At 70.4% G+C, this 18,047-nt stretch carries 19 protein-coding genes; 4 read left to right on the forward strand and 15 right to left on the reverse strand.

What is annotated here, in order from left to right; genetic code table 11:
* Positions 1 to 271: 271 nt before the first annotated feature.
* Complete coding sequence (locus AB0L64_RS05525; protein WP_363707982.1) at positions 272 to 478, forward strand: hypothetical protein; 207 nt, start codon at positions 272 to 274, stop codon at positions 476 to 478.
* An 81-nt stretch (positions 479 to 559) separates the two neighbouring features.
* On the opposite strand, the gene AB0L64_RS05530 is transcribed toward AB0L64_RS05525, so the two are convergent.
* A complete protein-coding gene (locus AB0L64_RS05530; protein WP_363707984.1) occupies positions 560 to 1,597 on the reverse strand; it encodes an aldo/keto reductase in 1,038 nt (345 codons plus the stop codon).
* 80 nt (positions 1,598 to 1,677) lie between these two features.
* Between AB0L64_RS05530 and AB0L64_RS05535 the strand changes: the two genes are divergently transcribed.
* A complete protein-coding gene (locus AB0L64_RS05535) occupies positions 1,678 to 2,712 on the forward strand; it encodes an aminotransferase class V-fold PLP-dependent enzyme (RefSeq protein ID WP_363707986.1) in 1,035 nt (344 codons plus the stop codon).
* A gap of 20 nt (positions 2,713 to 2,732) precedes the next feature.
* The gene (locus tag AB0L64_RS05540; RefSeq protein WP_363707988.1) at positions 2,733 to 3,158 is read left to right on the forward strand and encodes a MerR family transcriptional regulator; all 426 of its coding nucleotides are present in this window, start codon (positions 2,733 to 2,735) and stop codon (positions 3,156 to 3,158) included.
* A gap of 1 nt (position 3,159) precedes the next feature.
* Here AB0L64_RS05540 and AB0L64_RS05545 read toward each other — a convergent pair whose 3' ends face one another.
* The 11 genes from AB0L64_RS05545 to alr form a co-directional block, all read right to left on the reverse strand.
* Complete coding sequence (locus AB0L64_RS05545; protein WP_363707990.1) at positions 3,160 to 4,275, reverse strand: MerR family transcriptional regulator; 1,116 nt, start codon at positions 4,273 to 4,275, stop codon at positions 3,160 to 3,162.
* A 34-nt stretch (positions 4,276 to 4,309) separates the two neighbouring features.
* Positions 4,310 to 4,792, reverse strand: coding sequence for an SRPBCC family protein (locus AB0L64_RS05550; protein ID WP_363707992.1), 483 nt, complete (start codon positions 4,790 to 4,792; stop codon positions 4,310 to 4,312).
* Positions 4,789 to 5,646 carry a formate dehydrogenase accessory sulfurtransferase FdhD gene (fdhD, locus tag AB0L64_RS05555; protein ID WP_363707994.1) on the reverse strand — a complete coding sequence of 286 codons (858 nt, stop codon included), beginning with the start codon at positions 5,644 to 5,646 and terminating at the stop codon, positions 4,789 to 4,791. Before fdhD ends, AB0L64_RS05550 begins: the two co-directional genes overlap by 4 nt.
* The gene (locus AB0L64_RS05560; protein WP_363707996.1) at positions 5,634 to 6,848 is read right to left on the reverse strand and encodes a molybdopterin molybdotransferase MoeA; all 1,215 of its coding nucleotides are present in this window, start codon (positions 6,846 to 6,848) and stop codon (positions 5,634 to 5,636) included. The genes fdhD and AB0L64_RS05560 overlap by 13 nt, the downstream gene beginning before the upstream one ends.
* Before the next feature lie 68 nt (positions 6,849 to 6,916).
* Positions 6,917 to 7,138, reverse strand: coding sequence for a formate dehydrogenase subunit delta (locus AB0L64_RS05565; RefSeq protein WP_363707998.1), 222 nt, complete (start codon positions 7,136 to 7,138; stop codon positions 6,917 to 6,919).
* A complete protein-coding gene (gene fdhF / locus AB0L64_RS05570; RefSeq protein ID WP_363708000.1) occupies positions 7,135 to 9,957 on the reverse strand; it encodes a formate dehydrogenase subunit alpha in 2,823 nt (940 codons plus the stop codon). The genes AB0L64_RS05565 and fdhF overlap by 4 nt, the downstream gene beginning before the upstream one ends.
* Positions 9,958 to 10,033: 76 nt before the next feature.
* Positions 10,034 to 11,617, reverse strand: coding sequence for an NADH-ubiquinone oxidoreductase-F iron-sulfur binding region domain-containing protein (locus AB0L64_RS05575; protein ID WP_363708002.1), 1,584 nt, complete (start codon positions 11,615 to 11,617; stop codon positions 10,034 to 10,036).
* Entirely contained in the window at positions 11,614 to 12,108 is a 495-nt protein-coding gene (locus AB0L64_RS05580; RefSeq protein WP_363708004.1) for an NAD(P)H-dependent oxidoreductase subunit E, read from the reverse strand. The genes AB0L64_RS05575 and AB0L64_RS05580 overlap by 4 nt, the downstream gene beginning before the upstream one ends.
* Before the next feature lie 71 nt (positions 12,109 to 12,179).
* The gene (locus AB0L64_RS05585; protein WP_363708006.1) at positions 12,180 to 12,422 is read right to left on the reverse strand and encodes a M15 family metallopeptidase; all 243 of its coding nucleotides are present in this window, start codon (positions 12,420 to 12,422) and stop codon (positions 12,180 to 12,182) included.
* A gap of 142 nt (positions 12,423 to 12,564) precedes the next feature.
* On the reverse strand, positions 12,565 to 13,530 hold the full coding sequence (locus tag AB0L64_RS05590; protein WP_363708008.1) for a D-alanine--D-alanine ligase family protein: 966 nt from the start codon (positions 13,528 to 13,530) through the stop codon (positions 12,565 to 12,567).
* Positions 13,527 to 14,663, reverse strand: a complete 1,137-nt coding sequence (gene alr, locus AB0L64_RS05595) for an alanine racemase (RefSeq protein ID WP_363708010.1) — start codon at positions 14,661 to 14,663, stop codon at positions 13,527 to 13,529. The genes AB0L64_RS05590 and alr overlap by 4 nt, the downstream gene beginning before the upstream one ends.
* A 118-nt stretch (positions 14,664 to 14,781) precedes the next feature.
* On the opposite strand from alr, the gene AB0L64_RS05600 reads away from it, so the two are divergent.
* Positions 14,782 to 15,324: a CGNR zinc finger domain-containing protein gene (locus AB0L64_RS05600; RefSeq protein WP_363708012.1), complete on the forward strand. Its 543-nt coding sequence runs from the start codon at positions 14,782 to 14,784 to the stop codon at positions 15,322 to 15,324.
* On the opposite strand, the gene AB0L64_RS05605 is transcribed toward AB0L64_RS05600, so the two are convergent.
* The 3 genes from AB0L64_RS05605 to AB0L64_RS05615 form a co-directional block, all read right to left on the reverse strand.
* Positions 15,262 to 15,912, reverse strand: coding sequence for a GNAT family N-acetyltransferase (locus AB0L64_RS05605; RefSeq protein WP_363708014.1), 651 nt, complete (start codon positions 15,910 to 15,912; stop codon positions 15,262 to 15,264). The two genes, AB0L64_RS05600 and AB0L64_RS05605, sit on opposite strands and share 63 nt — an antisense overlap.
* Before the next feature lie 35 nt (positions 15,913 to 15,947).
* Entirely contained in the window at positions 15,948 to 17,093 is a 1,146-nt protein-coding gene (locus AB0L64_RS05610) for an ROK family transcriptional regulator (protein ID WP_363708016.1), read from the reverse strand.
* A gap of 170 nt (positions 17,094 to 17,263) precedes the next feature.
* The gene (locus AB0L64_RS05615) at positions 17,264 to 17,962 is read right to left on the reverse strand and encodes a GAF and ANTAR domain-containing protein (protein ID WP_363708018.1); all 699 of its coding nucleotides are present in this window, start codon (positions 17,960 to 17,962) and stop codon (positions 17,264 to 17,266) included.
* Positions 17,963 to 18,047: the final 85 nt, after the last annotated feature.

Consider the following 18,047-nt stretch of genomic DNA (forward strand, 5'->3'; position numbering starts at 1 on the left):
TAGTGCTGCTGTACCTGCGGCAGAAGGTGAGCCAGACGATGCTGGCCGATCTGTATAGCGTCAGTCGGCCCGACCGCGTCGGGGATCTGCCGCTCGACCGACCGGGTGCTCTTGGTGCATGAACCCAGCTGACCGGCGACACCTCGTGTGACCGGGCCCCGCAAGCACAACTAGTCCAGCAAACCCTCCGCCAGGGCCTGAACATCCCCAGCCGGCGTTTGCCGCCCTGCTCGCGATATCCACGCCGGTCGACGGGGGTCGCAATCGCCGAGTGCGGCTGGGCCCCGTACACGACAGCCACACCTGGGGCGCCGATGCCGCCTATATCGATATCACCGCCGCCGTCCCGTTCGAGCGCAGCAAGTACCACGACCGAACCGGCTACGAGAAAACCATCTCCACCAGACGATCGGCCACCTCTAGAACTCCCCCCAGTGCGGCCGGCTTCGATCGCGTGGGCTTCACCCGCGACAGCTGAGCGGAGCCGGCCAGCGCCGGATAGTCACTGGCAGACCGGACCCGGCCGCTACTCCAAAATTTTTCTTCTTCGTTCTTGCTCTCAGCGCTCCGTGAGTGGGCGGCGGCGTTGGGTGGGGTCGGTGAGGGATTGGGGTTGCCAGGCGGCGTCGGCGCGGTAGAGGTCGGTGCCGGGTGGGGTGATCTCGTCGATGCGGTCGAGGGTCTTGTCGTCGAGGGTCAGGTCGGCGGCTTTGAGCAGGCCTTCCAGTTGCTCCATCGTGCGGGGGCCGGCAATGACCGACGTGACCGCGGGATGCGTCGTGACGAAGGCCATCGCCAGCTCCGGCAGCGACACGCCGATGCCGTCGGCGACCTCGACCAGCTGTTCGACCGCGTCGTACTTCGCCGCGTTCGCGGGCAGTGCCGGGTCGAACCGGTCGGGGGTGAGCGCGGCGCGGGCGGACAGGTCGAGCGGCTGGTTCTTGCGGATCTTCCCGGACAGGAACCCGAAGGCGAGCGGGCTGTAGGTCAGCACGCCCATGCCCAGCCGCCGGCAGGTCGGCAGGATCGAGCGCTCGATACCGCGCGCCATCATCGAGTACGGCGGCTGGTTCGACCGGAACCGCCCGTACCCGCGCCGCTCGGACACGTGGTACGCCTCGACGATGTCCTCGGCGGGAAACGCCGAGCACCCGAACGCGCGGATCTTGCCCGCGCTGACCAGGTCACTCAGCACCCACAACGTCTCCTCGATGTCGGTGGTGTGGTCCGGCCGGTGGATCTGGTACAGGTCGATCCAGTCGGTGCCGAGCCGGCGCAGGCTGTCCTCGACCGCGCGCGTGATCCAGCGCCGCGAGTTCCCGCTGCGGTTGCGGCCCTCGCCGAGCGGGAAGTGCGCCTTGGTCGCGAGCACGACGTCGTCGCGGCGGCCCTTGAGCGCCTTGCCGACGATGGTCTCGGACTCGCCCGCGGAGTACATGTCCGCGGTGTCGACGAAGTTGATCCCCTGGTCCAGTGCGTGGTGGACGATCCGGACGCAGTCGTCGTGATCGGGGTTGCCGACCGCGCCGAACATCATCGCCCCGAGACAGTGCGTACTGACCTCGATCCCGGTTCCACCCAATGTGCGATACCGCATCTGTGCAGCTCCTTTGTTCGCTGCCCGGAACGCTAGAAGCTAGAGCGCTGTCTAAGTCAAGTCCGGCCTAGGGTGGGCGTATGGACATCGCAGGGCTGTGGGATCCCGAGCCGGGCTGGCTGAACACCGCGTCGTACGGCTTGCCGCCGAAGCCCGCCTGGGACGCGTTGCAGGCGGCGCTGTCCGACTGGCGGGTCGGTGCGACGAGCTGGGAGCCGTGGGACGAGTCGACGACACGGTCCCGTACGGCGTTCGCGCGGCTGGTCGGGGCGGACCCGGCGGACGTGTTCGTCGGCAGCACGGTGTCCGCGGCGCTGGCGCCGATCGCGGCCGCGTTGCCGGACGGTGCGAAGGTGCTGACCGACGACGTCGAGTTCACCTCGAACGTGTTCCCGTGGCAGGTGCACGCCGACCGCGGCGTCGAGGTGATCGCCGTACCGGGGGACGAGCTGGTCGCGGCGATCACGCCAGGCATCGACCTGGTCGCGGTCAGCGCGGTGCAGTCGTCGACCGGCGTGGTCCTGGACCTGCCCGCGGTAGTTGCCGCCAGCAAGCAGATCGGTGCGCTCGTGGTGCTCGACGCGACCCAGGCCGTCGGCTGGCATCCGATCACGGTCGAGGGTGTCGACGCGCTGGTCGTGCACGCTTACAAGTGGTTGATGTCGCCGCGGGGCGCCACCCTCGGGTACCTGTCCCCCCGGTTGCAGGAACGCTGCCGGCCGTCGGCAGCGGGCTGGTACGCCGGACGTGACGTCCACGGCTCGTACTACGGGCCGGTGATGGACCTCGCCCCCGATGCGCGGAGATTCGACCAGTCGCCGGCCTGGTTCAGCTTCGTCGGCGCGGCGCCGGCCCTGGAACTGGTGGAGCAGATCGGCGTCGGGACGATCCACGAGCACAACCTCGCACTGGCGAACGAGTTCCGCGCCGGCCTCGGCCTCGAGCCGTCGAACAGCGCGATCGTCAGCACGAGCCTGCCCGGCGCACAGGAGGCGTTCGCGGCGGCCGGTATCCGCGCCGCCGTCCGCGACGGCCGGCTGCGCGCGTCGTTCCACATCTACACGACGCGTGCGGACGTCCAGCAGGCGCTCTCGGCCCTGAAGCCGCTGATCTAGAAGGGAGTTAAGGTGCCGCCATGGGTGGATTGAGTATCGGGCAGGTGGCGGAGCGGACCGGGTTGAGTGTGCACGCACTACGGTTCTACGAGCGGGAGGGCCTGCTCGCGGATCCGGTACGGCGGGAGTCGAACGGGCGCCGCGTGTACTCCGAGGACGACGTCGACTGGCTGACCATGTGCATCAAGTTCCGCTCGTCCGGGATGCCGCTCGACACCATCCGCAAGTACACGGAGCTGGTCAGGCAGGGATCCGGCAACGAGGCGGACCGGCTGGCCCTGCTGAAGAGCCATCAGGACCACGTCCGCGCGCAGATCGAGGAACTCAACGAGTGCCTCAACGTCATCACATGGAAGGTCGACATCTATCAGCAGCACGTGGACGCCGGCACCGCGGACTGCCTGTGGGTGACGCCGTCCACCCAAGCCGCGAGCGAGGCCTCCTGATTCAGGCGATCAGCAGCCGCAGGCCGAGGTCCGCCTCGTCGAGGCCGGCGAGTTCGTTGTTGCGCTCGGCCCACTGGCCGGAGGCCAGGTCGTCCTCGAGGCGTCGTACCGCCCGCTGCTCGGCCTCCGGCCCCACTCTCGTCCACACCGACATCGCGCGGCGGACGCGGTTCTCCAGGTAGGCCTCCGGCCGCCGCCAGTACGCCTCGAACAGCCCGTCGGCGCAGTCCCACGGAACGGGCACCGGCTCGGCGCGGGCGCCGATCGCGTCGCCCATGCCGGCGATCGAAGGGAAGCCTTCGAGCACGGACGCGAACTCGGGCAGGTAGTCCCGGGTGAGCCAGAACCGGTCCTGCCAGCCGGGCTCGTCGGTGTCGAACGTGAACACCACGACGCGCCGCGCAACCCGGCTCATCTCGCGCAGCCCCGTGATCGGATCCGCCCAGTGGTGCACGGTCGAGACGGCCATCGCGACGTCGAACGAGTCGTCGTCGAACGGCAGACTCTCCGCGGCGGCCGCCACGCACGGCGCCGAGCCGGCCGGCCGCTGGGCGCGCATGACGGCCGACGGCTCGACCGCGGTCACGTCGCGATCGGCCGGCTCGTAGGATCCCGTGCCCGCGCCGACGTTCAGCACCGTCTGCGCGTCCCCGAGCGCCTGCCAGATCCGCGCGGCGATCCGCGGCTCGGTACGCCGGGTCGCCGGGTAGGCGCCGCCGATCACGTCGTACAGCTGCGCACCGAGCACTTCCAGTTGTTCCTCCGGTGTCACCGTCAGTCCCTTCGCCCGCGTCTCGAGTTCCCTGTCGATCGCCCGCACCATGGCGTCGGCACGATCACGCCGCTCGACGAGCAACCCGCGCAGTTGGCGCAGGCGCGCGACGGCGTCCGTGGACGGGTCGCCGACCAGTTCGCCGACCTCACGCAGCCCGAAGCCCAGCCGTCGATAGGCGAGGACTTCTCGCAGTCGCTCGACGTCGGCCGCCGAGTAGGCTCGGTACCCGGCGGCCGTTCGCGCCGACGGCCGAACGAGCCCGATGGCGTCGTAGTGATGCAGCGTGCGGACGCTCACGCCGGCCAGGTCGGCGACGCGTCCCACGGTCCAGTGATCGTCCACGGGACCGACTATGGGACCTGACGTGGCGTGAGGGTCAAGCTTTGAGCGCTGACTCCATGGCCGCGAGGGTGGAGCGCATGTTCGCGGCCAGCTGGTCGAGGCGGCCCTGGATGAGCTCGGCTGCTCGGGCCGGATGCTGTACGACGCCCAAGCGCATCCCGCTGTCGCCCGGGCCGTGGGTGAAGGACTGCCGGACGAGTGTCGCGGCGCCGCGGTCCTCCAGCTCGTACTCCCAGTGCGCGAACGGGACCGGTTCGTCGCCGTACACGTCCCAGCCGAAGCGTTTCGGCTCCTCGAAGGCGGTGACGGTACAGGTCACGTACGTCTCGAACCCGTCCGCGAACCGGTTCCTCGCCTCGAACCGCGCTTCCTTCTCGAGCCAGGCGCCGTAGATGCACTCCGGGCTCCATTCGCCGTACCTGTCGATCGCGGTGATGCCGGACCAGACCTCGTGGATCGGCAGCTTGATCAGGACCTCGACACCGGTGGTCGCACCGGTCACTCCGTAGTCGTTCATGCCCCGGACGTCGTACGCACCTCGGCGGACTCGACATTTACCCGCTCGGGGCGGCTGTAGAGGTTCATGGCGCCGTTGCGGATGAAGCCGGCCAGTGTCAGGCCGGCCTCGTCGGCGAGGTCGACGGCGAGCGAGCTCGGAGCCGAGACCGCGCCGAGGACCGGGATGCCGGCCATCACCGCCTTCTGCGCGAGCTCGAACGAGGTCCGTCCGGAAACGACGAGGATCAGGCCGCGGGCCGGGATCCGCCCGTTCAGCAGCGCCCAGCCGACCACCTTGTCGACGGCGTTGTGGCGGCCGACGTCCTCGCGGACGACGAGCAGGTCGCCGGCCGGGGTGAACAGACCGGCCGCGTGCAGGCCGCCGGTCCGGTCGAAGACCTGCTGCCGTTCGCGGAGCGCGTCGGGAAGGCCGGCGAGTACGTCGTACCTGATGGTGACGTCGTCGGCGGCCGGGGAATGGCGGGTCTTCGTGCGGACCGCGTCGAGCGAGGCCTTGCCGCAGACACCGCAGGAGGAAGTCGTGTAGAAGTTGCGCTCGACGCCGGTGACCGGCGCCGGCACGCCGTCGGCGAGGCCGATATCGAGGACGTTGTACGTGTTGCGGCCCTCGTCGTCGACGGAGTCGCAGTACCGCGCGTCGCGGATGTCGTCGACGCTGCCGACGACTCCTTCGGTGTGCAGGAAGCCGTGCGCGAGCTCGACGTCGTGGCCCGGGGTGCGCATGGTCACGGCCAGTGGTTTCCCGTCGACGCGAAGCTCGAGCGGCTCCTCGACCGCGATCGAGTCCGGCCGGGAGCGCCGGCCCGCCGGCGTGATCCGCACGACCGGCCGCCGCGCGATCAGCCGGCCCATGGACGGGATCCCGGGTCGAGGGGGAGGAGACGGGCCGCGATGGCTTCGGCGGGGCCGGGGGCCACGACGGCGAGGGCGTCGGCGGTGGCCGGACCGCGGAGCATGGCGGCCCCGCCGTGACCGACGGGTACGGCGCCCTGTCGGGTGAGACGGATCGGGACGAGTCGGGTGCTGGTCGGGTGGCACGCGATGCCGCCGCGGACCGCGACCTGGGGCAGCACGGGGAGGGGGAGGCCGCGCAGACGGTGGACGGCCGCGACGCCGAGCGTCAGGAACGCGACGAGGGCGGCGAACGGGTTGCCCGGCAGACCGAGCACCAGCCGGCCGTCGGGGAGTTGCGCGAGAGCTTGCGGGTGGCCGGGCCGGCAGGCGACGCCGTCGACGACCAGCTCGGCGCCGAGCGCGGTGAGCGCCGGCCGGAGGTGATCAGCCGGCCCGGACGCGGACGACCCGGAGACGAGGACGAGGTCCGCCGACGTCTCCTGCAGGGCGGAAACCAGCTCCTCCAGCGAGTCGGGCAGATGCCGTACGCCGACCTGCGCCGCGCCGGAGCGGGTGATGAGGCCGGGGAGCATCGGGCCGATGGCGTCCCGGACGCGGCCCGGGCCCGGCTGGCCACGGTGGACGAGTTCGTCGCCGGTGACGAGGGCGGCGACTGTCGGTCGAGGAATGACGGTGAGGCGGTTGAGGCCGACAGTCGCGGCGAGTCCGAGAACTGCCGGATCGACCACCACGCCCGCGGGCAGGAGTCGGTCGCCGGGCTTGCACTCCTCGCCCGCGCGCCGGATGTGCCGACCGTCCTCCGACGGCCCCTCCAGCAACCCGCCGGTCACGACTGCGTCCTCGGACCGTACGACGGAGGTCGCCCCGGCCGGCACCGCCGCGCCGGTGACGATCCCCTTCGCCTGTCCGTCCTCCAGCGCTCCGGAGTCCGCACACCCTGCGGGCACGTGCCCGATCACGCGCCACGGCCCAGCGCCGCGTACGGCGTACCCGTCCATGGCGGCCCGATCCACCGGGGGCACCGCGACCGGCGATACCAGCGGCGTCGCCAGCACGCACCCGTCGGCCTCGGCCAGTGTCCGCGTCACCACGGCACCGGGCCGCGCCGCGGCATGCGCGAGCTGCCGAGCCACATCCCACGGCATGTCGTCGCGCCGCTGACGCCCACGGCTCACTCCAGGTGTGCGCCCGTCCTCCACAGGCCCACCCTCTCCGACCCGTCCCGGCTTGTCGAACCGATCCCGCAGCCCGGACGCCGATCTCGGGGTCACGAGGGCGCCTGGAGCTTCCTGGCGGCCAGCGCCGCGGTCGGGTCCAGGTCGGTGGCACCGGAGTTGGCGTGGGCGATGAGGGCCTGTTTCATGCGGGGATCCCAGACCGCCTTCAGGTGGTTGGCGATCGCGGTGGCAGCCTCGTCCGGGGCGCGGTGGGCGAACTGGGCGGCGATCTCGTTCGCCAGCCGGACGTACGGCGGCACGCCGCCGCTCATCGATTGCCCCCAGCAACGACCGCCTCGCGGGCAGCCTCGTCGGCGACCGGTTCGGCGACGAGGTCGACCTGGACCGCGGTGACCTTGTACTCGGGGCAGTTGGTGGCCCAGTCGGAGTTGTCCGTGGTGACGACGTTCGCGCCGCTGACCGGATGGTGGAACGTGGTGTAGCAGACCCCGACCGGCATCCGGTCCGAGATCCGCGCGCGCAGCTCGGTCCGTCCGACGCGGCTCGACAACGCGACCAGGTCGCCGTCCGACACCCCGCGCACCTCGGCGTCGTGCGGATGGATCTCCAGCACGTCCTCGGCGTGCCAGGCGACGTTCGCCGTCCGCCGGGTCTGCGCGCCGACGTTGTACTGCGACAGGATCCGCCCGGTGGTCAGGATCAGCGGGAACCTCCGCGTCGACCGCTCCGACGTCGGCACGTACACGGTCTCCATGAACCGTCCCTTGCCGCGGGTGAACTCGTCCTCGTGCATGATCGGTGTCCCCGAGGGATGCTCGACGTTGCACGGCCACTGGATCGACCCGAGCTCGTCGAGCCTGGCGAACGAGACGCCGGCGAACGTCGGCGTGGTGAGCGCGATCTCGTCCATGATCTGCGCGGCCGAGTCGTAGTGCATCGGGTACCCCATCGCCTGGGCGATCTCGCAGACGATCTCCCACTCCTGCTTGCCGGTCCGCGGCGCCATGATCGGCCGCACCCGGTTGATCCGCCGCTCCGCGTTCGTGAACGTCCCGTCCTTCTCCAGGAACGACGTCCCCGGCAGCAGGACGTGCGCGAACTTCGCCGTCTCGTTGACGAACAGGTCCTGGACGACGAGCAGCTCCAGCGCGCCCAGGGCCGCGAAGACGTGCTGCGTGTTCGGATCCGACTGCGCGATGTCCTCGCCCTGCACGAACAGCGCCTTGAACGAGCCGTCGATGGCCGCGTCGAACATGTTCGGGATCCGCAGCCCGGGCTCGTTCAGGATCGGCGTACCCCACAACTTCTCGTAGATGTCGCGGACGTCGTCGTCGGACACGTGCCGGTAACCGGGCAGCTCGTGCGGGAACGAGCCCATGTCGCACGAGCCCTGGACGTTGTTCTGCCCGCGCATCGGGTTCACCCCGACACCCGGCCGGCCGATGTTGCCGGTCGCCATCGCGAGGTTCGCCATGCCCATCACCATCGTCGAGCCCTGGCTGTGCTCGGTGACGCCGAGGCCGTAGTAGATCGCCGCGTTCCCGCCGGTCGCGTACAGCCGGGCGGCCTCGCGGATCTTCTCGGCCGGCACTCCGGAAATTTCCGAAACCGCCTCCGGGCTGTGTTCCGGCTGGGCGATGAACGCTTCCCAGGCCTCGAAGTCCTCGCAGCGGCTCGCGACGAACTCGCGGTCCACCAGCCGTTCGGTGACGACCACGTGCGCGAGCGCGTTGACGATCGCGACGTTCGTGCCCGGGGCGAGCTCGAGGTGGTACGCCGCCTCGACGTGCGGCGACCGGACCAGGTCGATCCGCCGCGGGTCGACCACGATCAGCTTCGCGCCCTGCCGGAGCCGCTGCTTCATCCGGGAGCCGAACACCGGATGCGCGTCGGTCGGGTTCGACCCGATCAGCAGGATCACGTCGGAGTCGTCGACGGAACGGAAATCCTGCGTTCCGGCCGATTCCCCGAAGGTCTGCTTCAGGCCGTACCCGGTCGGGGAGTGACAGACCCGGGCGCAGGTGTCGACGTTATTGTTCCCGAACACCGCGCGGACCATCTTCTGGACCGCGTACACCTCTTCGTTGGTCGTCCGCGACGAGGTGATCGCACCGATCGAGCCCTGGCCGTGCGCCGCCTGGATCTCCCGCAGCCGGCGCGCGGTGAAGCCGATCGCCTCCTCCCAGGACACTTTCCGCCACGGTTCCGAAAGCGTGTTCCGGACCATCGGCTCGAGCACCCGGTCCGGATGCGACGCATACCCGAACGCGAACCGGCCCTTCACACACGAGTGCCCCTCGTTCGCGCCGCCGTTCTTGTACGGCACCATCCGGACCAGCTCGTCACCCCGCAGCTCGGCCTTGAACGAGCATCCGACACCGCAGTACGCGCAGGTCGTCAGCACGGTCCGCGTCGGCATCCCGAGCTCGACCACCGACTTCTCCTGCAGGGTCGCGGTCGGGCAGGCCTGCACACACGCACCGCACGACACGCAGTCCGACTCGAAGAACGACACCCCGGCACCGGCCGCGACCTTCGAGTCGAACCCGCGCCCCTCGATCGTCAGCGCCAGCGTGCCCTGGACCTCGTCACAGGCGCGCACGCACCGCGAGCACGCGATGCACTTGGACGCCTCGAAGTCGAAGTACGGGTTGGACGAGTCGGTCGGCAGATCCAGGTGGTTGGCGCCGGCCTCGACACCGGAGCCGTAGCGGACCTCGCGCAGCCCGGTGACGCCGGCCATGTCCTGCAGTTCGCAGTCGCCGTTGGCCGAGCAGGTCAGGCAGTCGAGCGGGTGGTCGGAGATGTACAGCTCCATCACACCGCGACGGAGTTTCCCGAGCCGCTCGTTCTGCGTACGGACGACCATGCCGTCCGCGACCGGCGTCGTACACGAGGCCGGCGTACCGCGGACGCCGTCGATCTCGACCACGCACAGCCGGCACGACCCGAAGGCCTCCAGGTTGTCGGTCGCGCACAGCTTCGGTACGTCGACCCCGGCCTCCTTGGCCGCCCGCATCACCGACGTACCGGGTGGCACCTTCACCGTCACCCCGTCGATGGTCAGCTCTGTCGTCGCGGCGCCGGGCCGGGCCGGGGTACCGAAGTCTGGCTCTTTCAGCAAGCTCATTCGCGTCCTCGCTTCGCTCCGGGCGCGAATGAGGCGCAAGCGGGGCTGTGTTGGATGATGAACTCGCTTCGCTCGTTCATGCGCGGAAGTCCTCTCCGAAATGGCGGACGGCACTGCGTACTGGCATCGGGGTGAGGCCGCCCATGGCGCACAGGGAGCCGTCGGCCATCAGTTCGCACAGGTCCTCGAGCAGGACCAGGTTCTGCCGCAGGTTCTCGCCGGCGACGATCCGGTCGACGGTCTCGACGCCGCGGACCGCGCCGACCCGGCACGGCGTGCACTTGCCGCACGACTCGGCGGCGCAGAACTCGAACGCGAACCGCGCCATCGCCGCCATGTCCACGGTCTCGTCGAACACCACGATCCCGCCGTGCCCGACCATCGCGCCGGCCGCCGCGAACGCCTCGTAGTCCATCGGCAGGTCGAACTGCTCGACCGGCAGGTAGGCGCCGAGCGGGCCGCCGACCTGCACCGCCCGCACCGGCAGCCCCGACGACGTACCGCCGCCGAAGTCGTTCACCAGCTCGCCGAGGGTGATTCCGAAAGCGGTTTCCACGATGCCGCCGCGGGCGACGTTCCCGCCGAGCTGGAACACGCTGGTGCCGAGCGACCGCCCGGTGCCGTACGCCGCGTAGGCCGCGGCCCCGTGGGCGAGAATCGTCGGAATCGTTGCCAACGACAACACGTTGTTGACGACCGTCGGGCGGCCGAAAAGCCCTTCCAGAGCAGGGATCGGAGGTTTGGCGCGGACCATGCCGCGTTTTCCTTCCAGGCTCTCCAGCATCGAGGTCTCTTCGCCGCAGATGTACGCACCCGCACCGACCCGAACGCGCAGGTCGAAACCGAACCCTGAGCCGAGGATGTCCGGCCCCAACCAGCCCTCGTCGCGCGCGTGCCCGATCGCGTTCTTGAGCGTCGCCACCGCGTCCGGGTACTCCGACCGCAGGTAGACGTACCCTTCCGCGGCGCCGACGGCGTACGCCGCGATCGTCATCCCCTCGATCAGCGTGAACGGGTCGCCCTCGATCAGCATCCGGTCCGCGTACGTCCCCGAGTCGCCCTCGTCGGCGTTGCAGCAGACGAACTTGAGATCCGCTTGTGCGTCGAGCACCGTCCGCCACTTGATCCCGGTCGGGAACCCGGCGCCGCCCCGCCCGCGCAACCCCGAGTCGACCACGGTCTCCACCACCTCGGCCGGCGACAACGCCAGCGCCGCGCGGAGCCCAGCCATCCCGCCGTGCGCGACGTAGTCCGCGGTCGACAGCGGATCGACCACGCCGACCCTCTCGAACGTCAACCGCTGCTGCCGCTTCATCCACGGCAGCTCCTCCACCAACCCGAGCGAGGCGCCCGTACCGTCGAGCATCCCGCCGGCGATCAGCCCGTCCACGTCCTCCGGCGCAACCGGCCCGTATCCGACCCGCCCCGCGGCCGTCTCCACCTCGACGAGCGGCTCCAGCCACAACATCCCCCGGGACCCGGTACGCACGACCTCCACACCGGCCGCGGAGATGCGCTCGGCGACCTCATCCGCTCCGACGGAGCAGGCGGCGGAGTCCCGAGGCACGAATACCCGCGTGACGCCGCCCGCCGCGCCGCCCGCCGCGCCGCCCGCCGCGCCGCCCGCCGCGCCGCGCGCGGGAGCCGGGCGGGGCGTCATCGGGCCTCACCCAGCAGAGCGTCGAGGCGGGTGGGGGTGACTCGGCCGTGGAGCTTGCCGGCCACCTGGACCGCCGGGCCGAGGGCGCAGTTCCCGAAGCAGTAGATCTCTTCGAGGGTGATGCGGCCGTCGTGCGTCGTCTCGCCGAAGCCGCAGCCGACGGTGCGTCGCGCGTGCTCGGCGAGCTCGACCGCGCCGACCGAGCGGCACGCCTCGGCCTGGCAGATCGCGACGGTCGTCCGGCCGGCCGCGGTCCGCCGGAAGTCCTTGTAGAACGTGACGACGCCGTGCACCTCGGCGACCGCGAGGTTCAGGACGTCGGCGATCACCGCGACGTCGGGTTGATCGACGTACCCGAACTCCTTCTGCACCGCGTGCAGGATCGGTATCAGCGCACCGCGGAGACCGCGGAGTTCCTCCGCGAGCTCCCGCACGCGCTGGGCACGCCCGGGGACCGGGACAGGGGCGGCGGCCACGACCTCACTCGTCATGTATACAACATTCCGTCGCCACTGCGGCACGGTCAAAGCAATGCTGCCTATCAGCTCATAGGCAGCAGCTATCACGCCAGGCTGTAGGCGGGCCCGTAGAGCGCGTTCGGGCGGTCCTCCACGAAGGCCCAATAGCGGTCGCCGAACGACCAGTGCCACCACTCGGACGAATAGTTCACCAGGCCTGACGCGGTCAGGACGTCGGCCAGCAGGGACCGGTTCGTCCGGGCTTCGCGGCTGATGTCGGCGGCCGCCGCGCCGGCCACGTCCGCGACCTCGATCGGCGACACGAACCGGCTGGCGAGGCGATCCACCTCGTGCGCGGCCAGGCCGGAATGCAGGTGCTCGAGCTCGGCGCGGTACCCGTCCCAGATCGCCTGCTGGTTCTCAACCGGCCGCAGTCCTCGACGACGTGCAGCCGGATCCCGGCCGGCAGCAAGCTGCCGGCCAGTGCGGTCATGGCCGCGTCACCGCCGTACGGATCAGGGTGTCGACCACTTCGGCGTACGACATCCCGCCCGCGGCCCACATCCGCGGGAACTGCGACGCCGGGGTGAAACCGGGGAACGTGTTGATCTCGTTGACGACCGGTTCGCCGGCACGCGGCACGAAGAAGTCCACCCGCGCCAGCCCGGCGCAGCCGAGCACCTCGAACACGTCGATCGCCGTTCGCCGCAGCCGCATCGCCAGCTCGGGATCGAGCGGCGCCGGTACGACGAACCGCGTGGCGTTGCTGTCGTACTTCGCGGCCGCGGTGAAGAACGGCTGGTCCGGGTCCGGATGGATCTCCAGCGCCGGCGCGGTCTCGACCCGTCCGTCCGGGAACTCCAGCACCGCGAGGTCGATCTCGCGGCCGCTCATCTCCCGCTCCACCAGGACGTGCGCGTCGAACTCGGTGGCCTCCGCGATCGCGGCCAGCAACGTCGGCAGGTTCGTCGCGCGGGCCACGCCGAAGCTCGAGCCGCCGTTCGCCGGTTTCACGAACAGCGGGAAGTCCAGGCCGGCCGCCTTCAGTTTCTGCATCGCCGCCTCGGCGTCGGTCAGTTCGGCGCCGCGCAGCGTGACGCCGGGTGTGACCGGGATGCCGTGCGCCTTCAGGACGGACTTGGTCAGGTGCTTGTCCAGCCCGACGGCGCTGGCCGCGATGCCGCTGCCGACGTAGGGGACGTGCAGCTGCTCGAGAAATCCTTGCAGGCGGCCGTCCTCGCCGCCCTCGCCGTGCAGCGCGGGGATCGTGACGTCGCACGCCTGCAGGATCTCGATCGCTTCGTGCTGCCCGTCGGACCAGTTGCCCTGGGCATCGAGCAGCATCGGCATCGCCGTGTGCCCGAGCAGCTCGACGGCTCTCAGGATGCCGTTCCCGCTCGCGAGCGACACGTCGTGCTCGGAGCTTGCCCCGCCCATCACCACCGCGACCTTCATCGGCTGCCCTCCTCGTACCGGCGGGGGACCCGGGACCCGATCCCGCAGTAGATCTCGTGCGGAATGGTGCCGGCCCAGGCGGCCCACTCGGCCACGGTCGGCTCACCCACGGAGCCGTCGCCGAAGATCGTCACCGGTTCGCCCGGTTCGACCGCGAGCTCCCCGGCGTCGACGACGAACTGGTCCATCGCGATCCGCCCGATCACCGGCATCCGGACGCCGCGGCACAGCACGCTCGCCTGCCGTCCGGCGGCCCGCGGCACCCCGTCGGCGTACCCGATCGGGACCAGGCCGATCGTGGTGTCCCGGTCCGCGACGAAGTCGTGCCGGTACGAAACCCCTTCGCCGGCACGGATCCGGCGTACCTGGGTCAGCTTGCTCAGCAGCCGCATCGCCGGCCGCAGCCCGATCCCGAGCTCGTCGATGCCGTACAGGCCGGCGCCGATCCGCACCAGGTTCGTGTCCGGTGCGTCGAGCGTGAGCGCGCCGGCCGAGTTGGCCAGGTGGACGACGTCCGGTCGCAGACCGGCTCGGTTCGCGAGGCCCGCCCCGGTCCGCAGGAGCTGGAGTTGCCGCGTGCTCTGTACGGCGTCGGCGGCGTCGCCGTGCGACAGATGCGACCAGATCCCGCGCACCATGACGGCGCCGAGCGCCTCGTAGTGCGCCGCCGTTCGGGTGAGCTCGATCCACTGGTCAGGTGCACTGCCGGCCCGGTGCAATCCGGTGTCCAGCTTCAGATGCACGGAGTGGACGGAGGGGATGGCTGCGACGTGCTGGAGTTCGGCGACCGTCGAGACGCTGACGTCCACGTCCAGGTCGCCGAGCAGCACGAGTTCGGTGGCGTCGTACAGCCAGGTCAGGATCGGCACGGACAGTCCGGCCGCGCGTAACTGCAGGGCTTCGTCGGCCCGCGCGACCCCGAGCCAGGTCGCCCCGGCCTCGACGGCCGCCCGCGCCACCGGTACGGCGCCGTGCCCGAAGGCGTCGGCCTTGACCACGGCCAGGACCTGTTGCGGAACACGTTGTCGGAAACGCTCGACATTGTCGCGGATTGCGGACAGGTCGACGACGGCCTCCGACAGTCCGGTGATCCCCCGTGTTCCGGGGCGGCGGCGGGACTGAACCAGGTGCATACCGTCATTGTTGTTTCCGGCAACGATCACGATCATCGGAGCGCGGACGGATGTCCGCCTACGACCCTGGTATGACCCACCTCCTCCGCAAGGACGAGCGGACCGGGATACTGGACGGGTGGAAGCCACCGATCATCTGCGGGCCTCACTGCACGCCGCGATCGCGCTGGCCAACGCCTTCGGATCCGCGGACCGGCAGGGCCGTCCGGCCGTTCCGCCGGACGCGGCGGCCGTCGACGCCGTCCTGCGGCTGACCACGAACCGCCCGCCCGTGGTCGATCCCGGCGACTACGCCGCCGGTGGGAAAACGCTGTACGACGCGCTCGGAAATCTCCCCGACGTCGACCGAGCAGTCGAGCTCGTGAACGAGCTGCTCAGGGAAACCAAGGCCGCACCGCAGCTGACCCGCGAGATCGGGGCCCCGTGGCACCTGCACTTCGGCAGCCCCGACGACGCGACCGGGTGGCTGGCCGAGTTCGCCACCGCCGTCGCGATGCTGCTCGGCAGCGACGAGGCCGCACGGGTCCGCCGATGCGAGGCCGCCCGGTGCGACGACCTGTTCCTCGACGCGACCCGGAACGGAAGCCAGCGGTTCTGCTCAACCGCGTGCCAGAACCGCGCCAAGGTCGCCGCCCACCGGGCGCGGGTCCGGAGCGCCTGACGCCGTCACCATCGTGGCCTCCGCCGACCAGCCGAGCCTGCGGTAGAGGTGGTAGCCGTCGGTGGTGGCCATCAACAGCCCGGTCCGCGCACCGCGATCGAGTGCTCGCGCGGCCAGCGTGCCCATCACGACGCTCCCGAGACCGCGGCGCCGGAACGCCGGATCGGTGTGGATGTCGTGCATGACGGCATCGGTTCCAACGATCGCCGCCATGCCCCGTGCCGCGACCACGCCGTCCACCACGACCTTGACGTACTCCAGAGGCCCGACCGTCTCGACCACCGCCGAGGCGCGGGGGTGGTCGCGCAGCTCGATCGACATCAGCGCCTTCTGCTCTTCGAACGGCTGTGCGCCGGCCTCCGCCAGGCGGCGCGCCACCTCGTCCCCGTGCTGCGTGGTGACGGTCAGCCAGGTGTCCGCGGTCAGGCCGCGCGCGAGCCGGTCCACGGTCGCGGGGTCGTCGGTGCGGGCAAACAGTTCACGGTCGCGCCCGGGAAGTCGCAGTACGGCGGCGTACGCGTCGTCGTCCTCGATCACCGGCTCCAGGCCGCGGCACAGCCGCCAGCCCTCCAGCCATCGCCTCATCATGGCAGCAGTGTAACTGTCTAGAGAGAAATAGCCAGTTACTCGATGCCCAGCACGAAGGTCTGGATCGCGACCACCGCGGCGCCACGTGCCCATTCGCCGAAGTCGGCGGGCTGCAGGACCATCGGCAACTCGGCGGCCGACGGATGCCGGTCGGCATGCAGTCCGGCCAGCAGTTCGTCGTGCGCGACCTCGGCCAGCCGGACACCTTCACCGCCGAGGACGACGAGCTCGGGCGTGGTGAAGTTCGCGGCGGCGGCGATCAGCTTGCCGAAGGCGCGACCGGCGCGGCCGATCACCTCGCGTGCCGCCGGATCGCCTTTGGCGGCGAGATCGAGCGCCTCCTCGTACCCGACCGGCCGGCCGAGAGCGGCAGCGACCTGGGAGGTGACGGCGCCGACCGTCAGCAGGCTGACCGCGCAGCCGTGGTGGCCGCGATCGCAGAGCGGGCCGTCGTGGATCAGCGGGTGGTGGCCGACCAGACCGAGGGTGATGTCCGGACTGTCGACAATCCGGTTGTGGACGACGAGGCCGTAGCCGACGCCGGCGCCGATCGTGAGCAGGACGAAGCGGTCCGAGTTCCGCCCGGCGCCGAACCAGTGCGTGGCCTCGGTCAGCGAGGTGAAGTCGTTAGCGACCACGATCGGGACGCCGGTGTGCGCGGCGAGGATCTCGCCGAACGGTACGTCGACCCAGTTCAGGTACGGGGCCCAGCGGACCTCGGAGCGGTTCGCCACCCGGCCGCCGAGCGAGACGCCGAGCCCCGTGATCGCCGTACCGTTCGGCACCTGGACGGCCAACTCGTCGGTGATGTCGAGCACCAGGTCGGCGACCGCGGACGGCGTCGGGTCGGGGATCGGGCGCTCAACGCTCGCCAGCACGTCCGCGCGGAGCGTCGTGAGGACGCCGATCGCGGAGTCGCCGGTGAGCTTGATGCCGACGAAGTGATGGGCGTTCGCATCCAGGTCGAGCGGCTGCGACGGGCGGCCGACCCGGGCGTCGGTGGGACCGCCCTCGACTTCGACCAGCAGCCCCGACTCGACCATCGGTTTCGTCAACCGGGTCAGGCTGCCGGGGGACAGGCCGACGCGGCGTGACAGTTCGGCCCGCGACAAAGGACCGTCCAGCAGGATCTCCAACGCGACCTGCCTCGATGGCCCTGCCAACGGCTGCCACTCACCCATTGCGTCAGCTTAAGGCCCTGGCTGGTGATCCAGCGCCGTAGCGAGGAGGTGGGACGCCGGGACGTGACCCGGTCCGCGGTACTGGCCGCACAAGTCCCGGCGTCGGGCTCATCTCGCAGTATGCAACGGATCGCCGGAGATGGCGGCCGGACAACGGTGTCAGATTGTCGTCACTGCGGGAGTTTGCGCGTATCGATCAGCTGCTGCGCGACGTCGCGCAGTTTGGTGTTGGTGTCCTGGGAGTACCGCTTGAGGATCGCGAACGCCCGGTCGCCGTCCACGTCGAAGCGCTCCATCAGGATGCCCATCGCCTGGCCCACGAGCTTCCGCGCGTCGACCGCCTGCGCCATCGTCTCCTCGTGCCGCGCGGATGCCACCGCCACCGTCGCGTGCCGGGCGAGGATGTGCGCGATCGCCTCGTCGTCGGCGCTGAAAGCGTCCGGTTCCGGGCTGTACAGTCCCAGCACCCCGACCGTCCGTCGCGCTGCATCATCAGTCGCCAGCGGTACGTCGAGAACGCTGCGTACTCCCAGCGCGGCGACCTTCGCCGCCCACTCCGGCCAGCGGTCGTCGGTACCCGTGTCCCGGATCAGCACTGTGGTCCGGTCGCGCAGCGCCGTGACCAGCGGCCCGTTCTCGGTGGTGATCTGCAGCTCGTAGACGTCGGCGACGACCGGATCGGTGACCGCGGCGACCTCGGCCTGCGAACCCCGGGTGGAGAGCACCACGCCTGCGTACGTACAGCTCAACGCCTGCAGGGCGAACTGCACCACGGCCTCGATCGTCTCCTCGACGCCTGGCGCGTCGTGCAGCTCGATCGCGAGCCGGGCGAAGGTATCCGCGGAGTTGACGGTCTCAGGCTCAGTCACTGGGGTCTCCAGGGCATGTCGTGCGACAGGGCAAGGCAATAATGCAGCCAGAGCCCCCCGAAGTGTTAGCCATCCGTCGAACGTC

It is taken from the genome of Kribbella sp. NPDC051936 (assembly GCF_040680955.1).
Taxonomy (GTDB): Bacteria; Actinomycetota; Actinomycetes; order Propionibacteriales; family Kribbellaceae; genus Kribbella.

Excerpts from the sequence above, each read along its gene's own strand:
- AB0L64_RS05530 (WP_363707984.1), bottom strand. The coding sequence starts at position 1,597 with ATGCGGTATCGCACATTGGGTGGAACCGGGATCGAGGTCAGTACGCAC.
- AB0L64_RS05535 (WP_363707986.1), top strand. The coding sequence starts at position 1,678 with ATGGACATCGCAGGGCTGTGGGATCCCGAGCCGGGCTGGCTGAACACC.
- AB0L64_RS05540 (WP_363707988.1), top strand. The coding sequence starts at position 2,733 with ATGGGTGGATTGAGTATCGGGCAGGTGGCGGAGCGGACCGGGTTGAGT.
- AB0L64_RS05550 (WP_363707992.1), bottom strand. The coding sequence starts at position 4,792 with ATGAACGACTACGGAGTGACCGGTGCGACCACCGGTGTCGAGGTCCTG.
- fdhD (WP_363707994.1), bottom strand. The coding sequence starts at position 5,646 with ATGGGCCGGCTGATCGCGCGGCGGCCGGTCGTGCGGATCACGCCGGCG.
- AB0L64_RS05565 (WP_363707998.1), bottom strand. The coding sequence starts at position 7,138 with ATGAGCGGCGGCGTGCCGCCGTACGTCCGGCTGGCGAACGAGATCGCC.
- fdhF (WP_363708000.1), bottom strand. The coding sequence starts at position 9,957 with ATGAGCTTGCTGAAAGAGCCAGACTTCGGTACCCCGGCCCGGCCCGGC.
- AB0L64_RS05575 (WP_363708002.1), bottom strand. The coding sequence starts at position 11,617 with ATGACGCCCCGCCCGGCTCCCGCGCGCGGCGCGGCGGGCGGCGCGGCG.
- AB0L64_RS05580 (WP_363708004.1), bottom strand. The coding sequence starts at position 12,108 with ATGACGAGTGAGGTCGTGGCCGCCGCCCCTGTCCCGGTCCCCGGGCGT.
- AB0L64_RS05590 (WP_363708008.1), bottom strand. The coding sequence starts at position 13,530 with ATGAAGGTCGCGGTGGTGATGGGCGGGGCAAGCTCCGAGCACGACGTG.
- alr (WP_363708010.1), bottom strand. The coding sequence starts at position 14,663 with ATGCACCTGGTTCAGTCCCGCCGCCGCCCCGGAACACGGGGGATCACC.
- AB0L64_RS05605 (WP_363708014.1), bottom strand. The coding sequence starts at position 15,912 with ATGATGAGGCGATGGCTGGAGGGCTGGCGGCTGTGCCGCGGCCTGGAG.
- AB0L64_RS05610 (WP_363708016.1), bottom strand. The coding sequence starts at position 17,093 with ATGGGTGAGTGGCAGCCGTTGGCAGGGCCATCGAGGCAGGTCGCGTTG.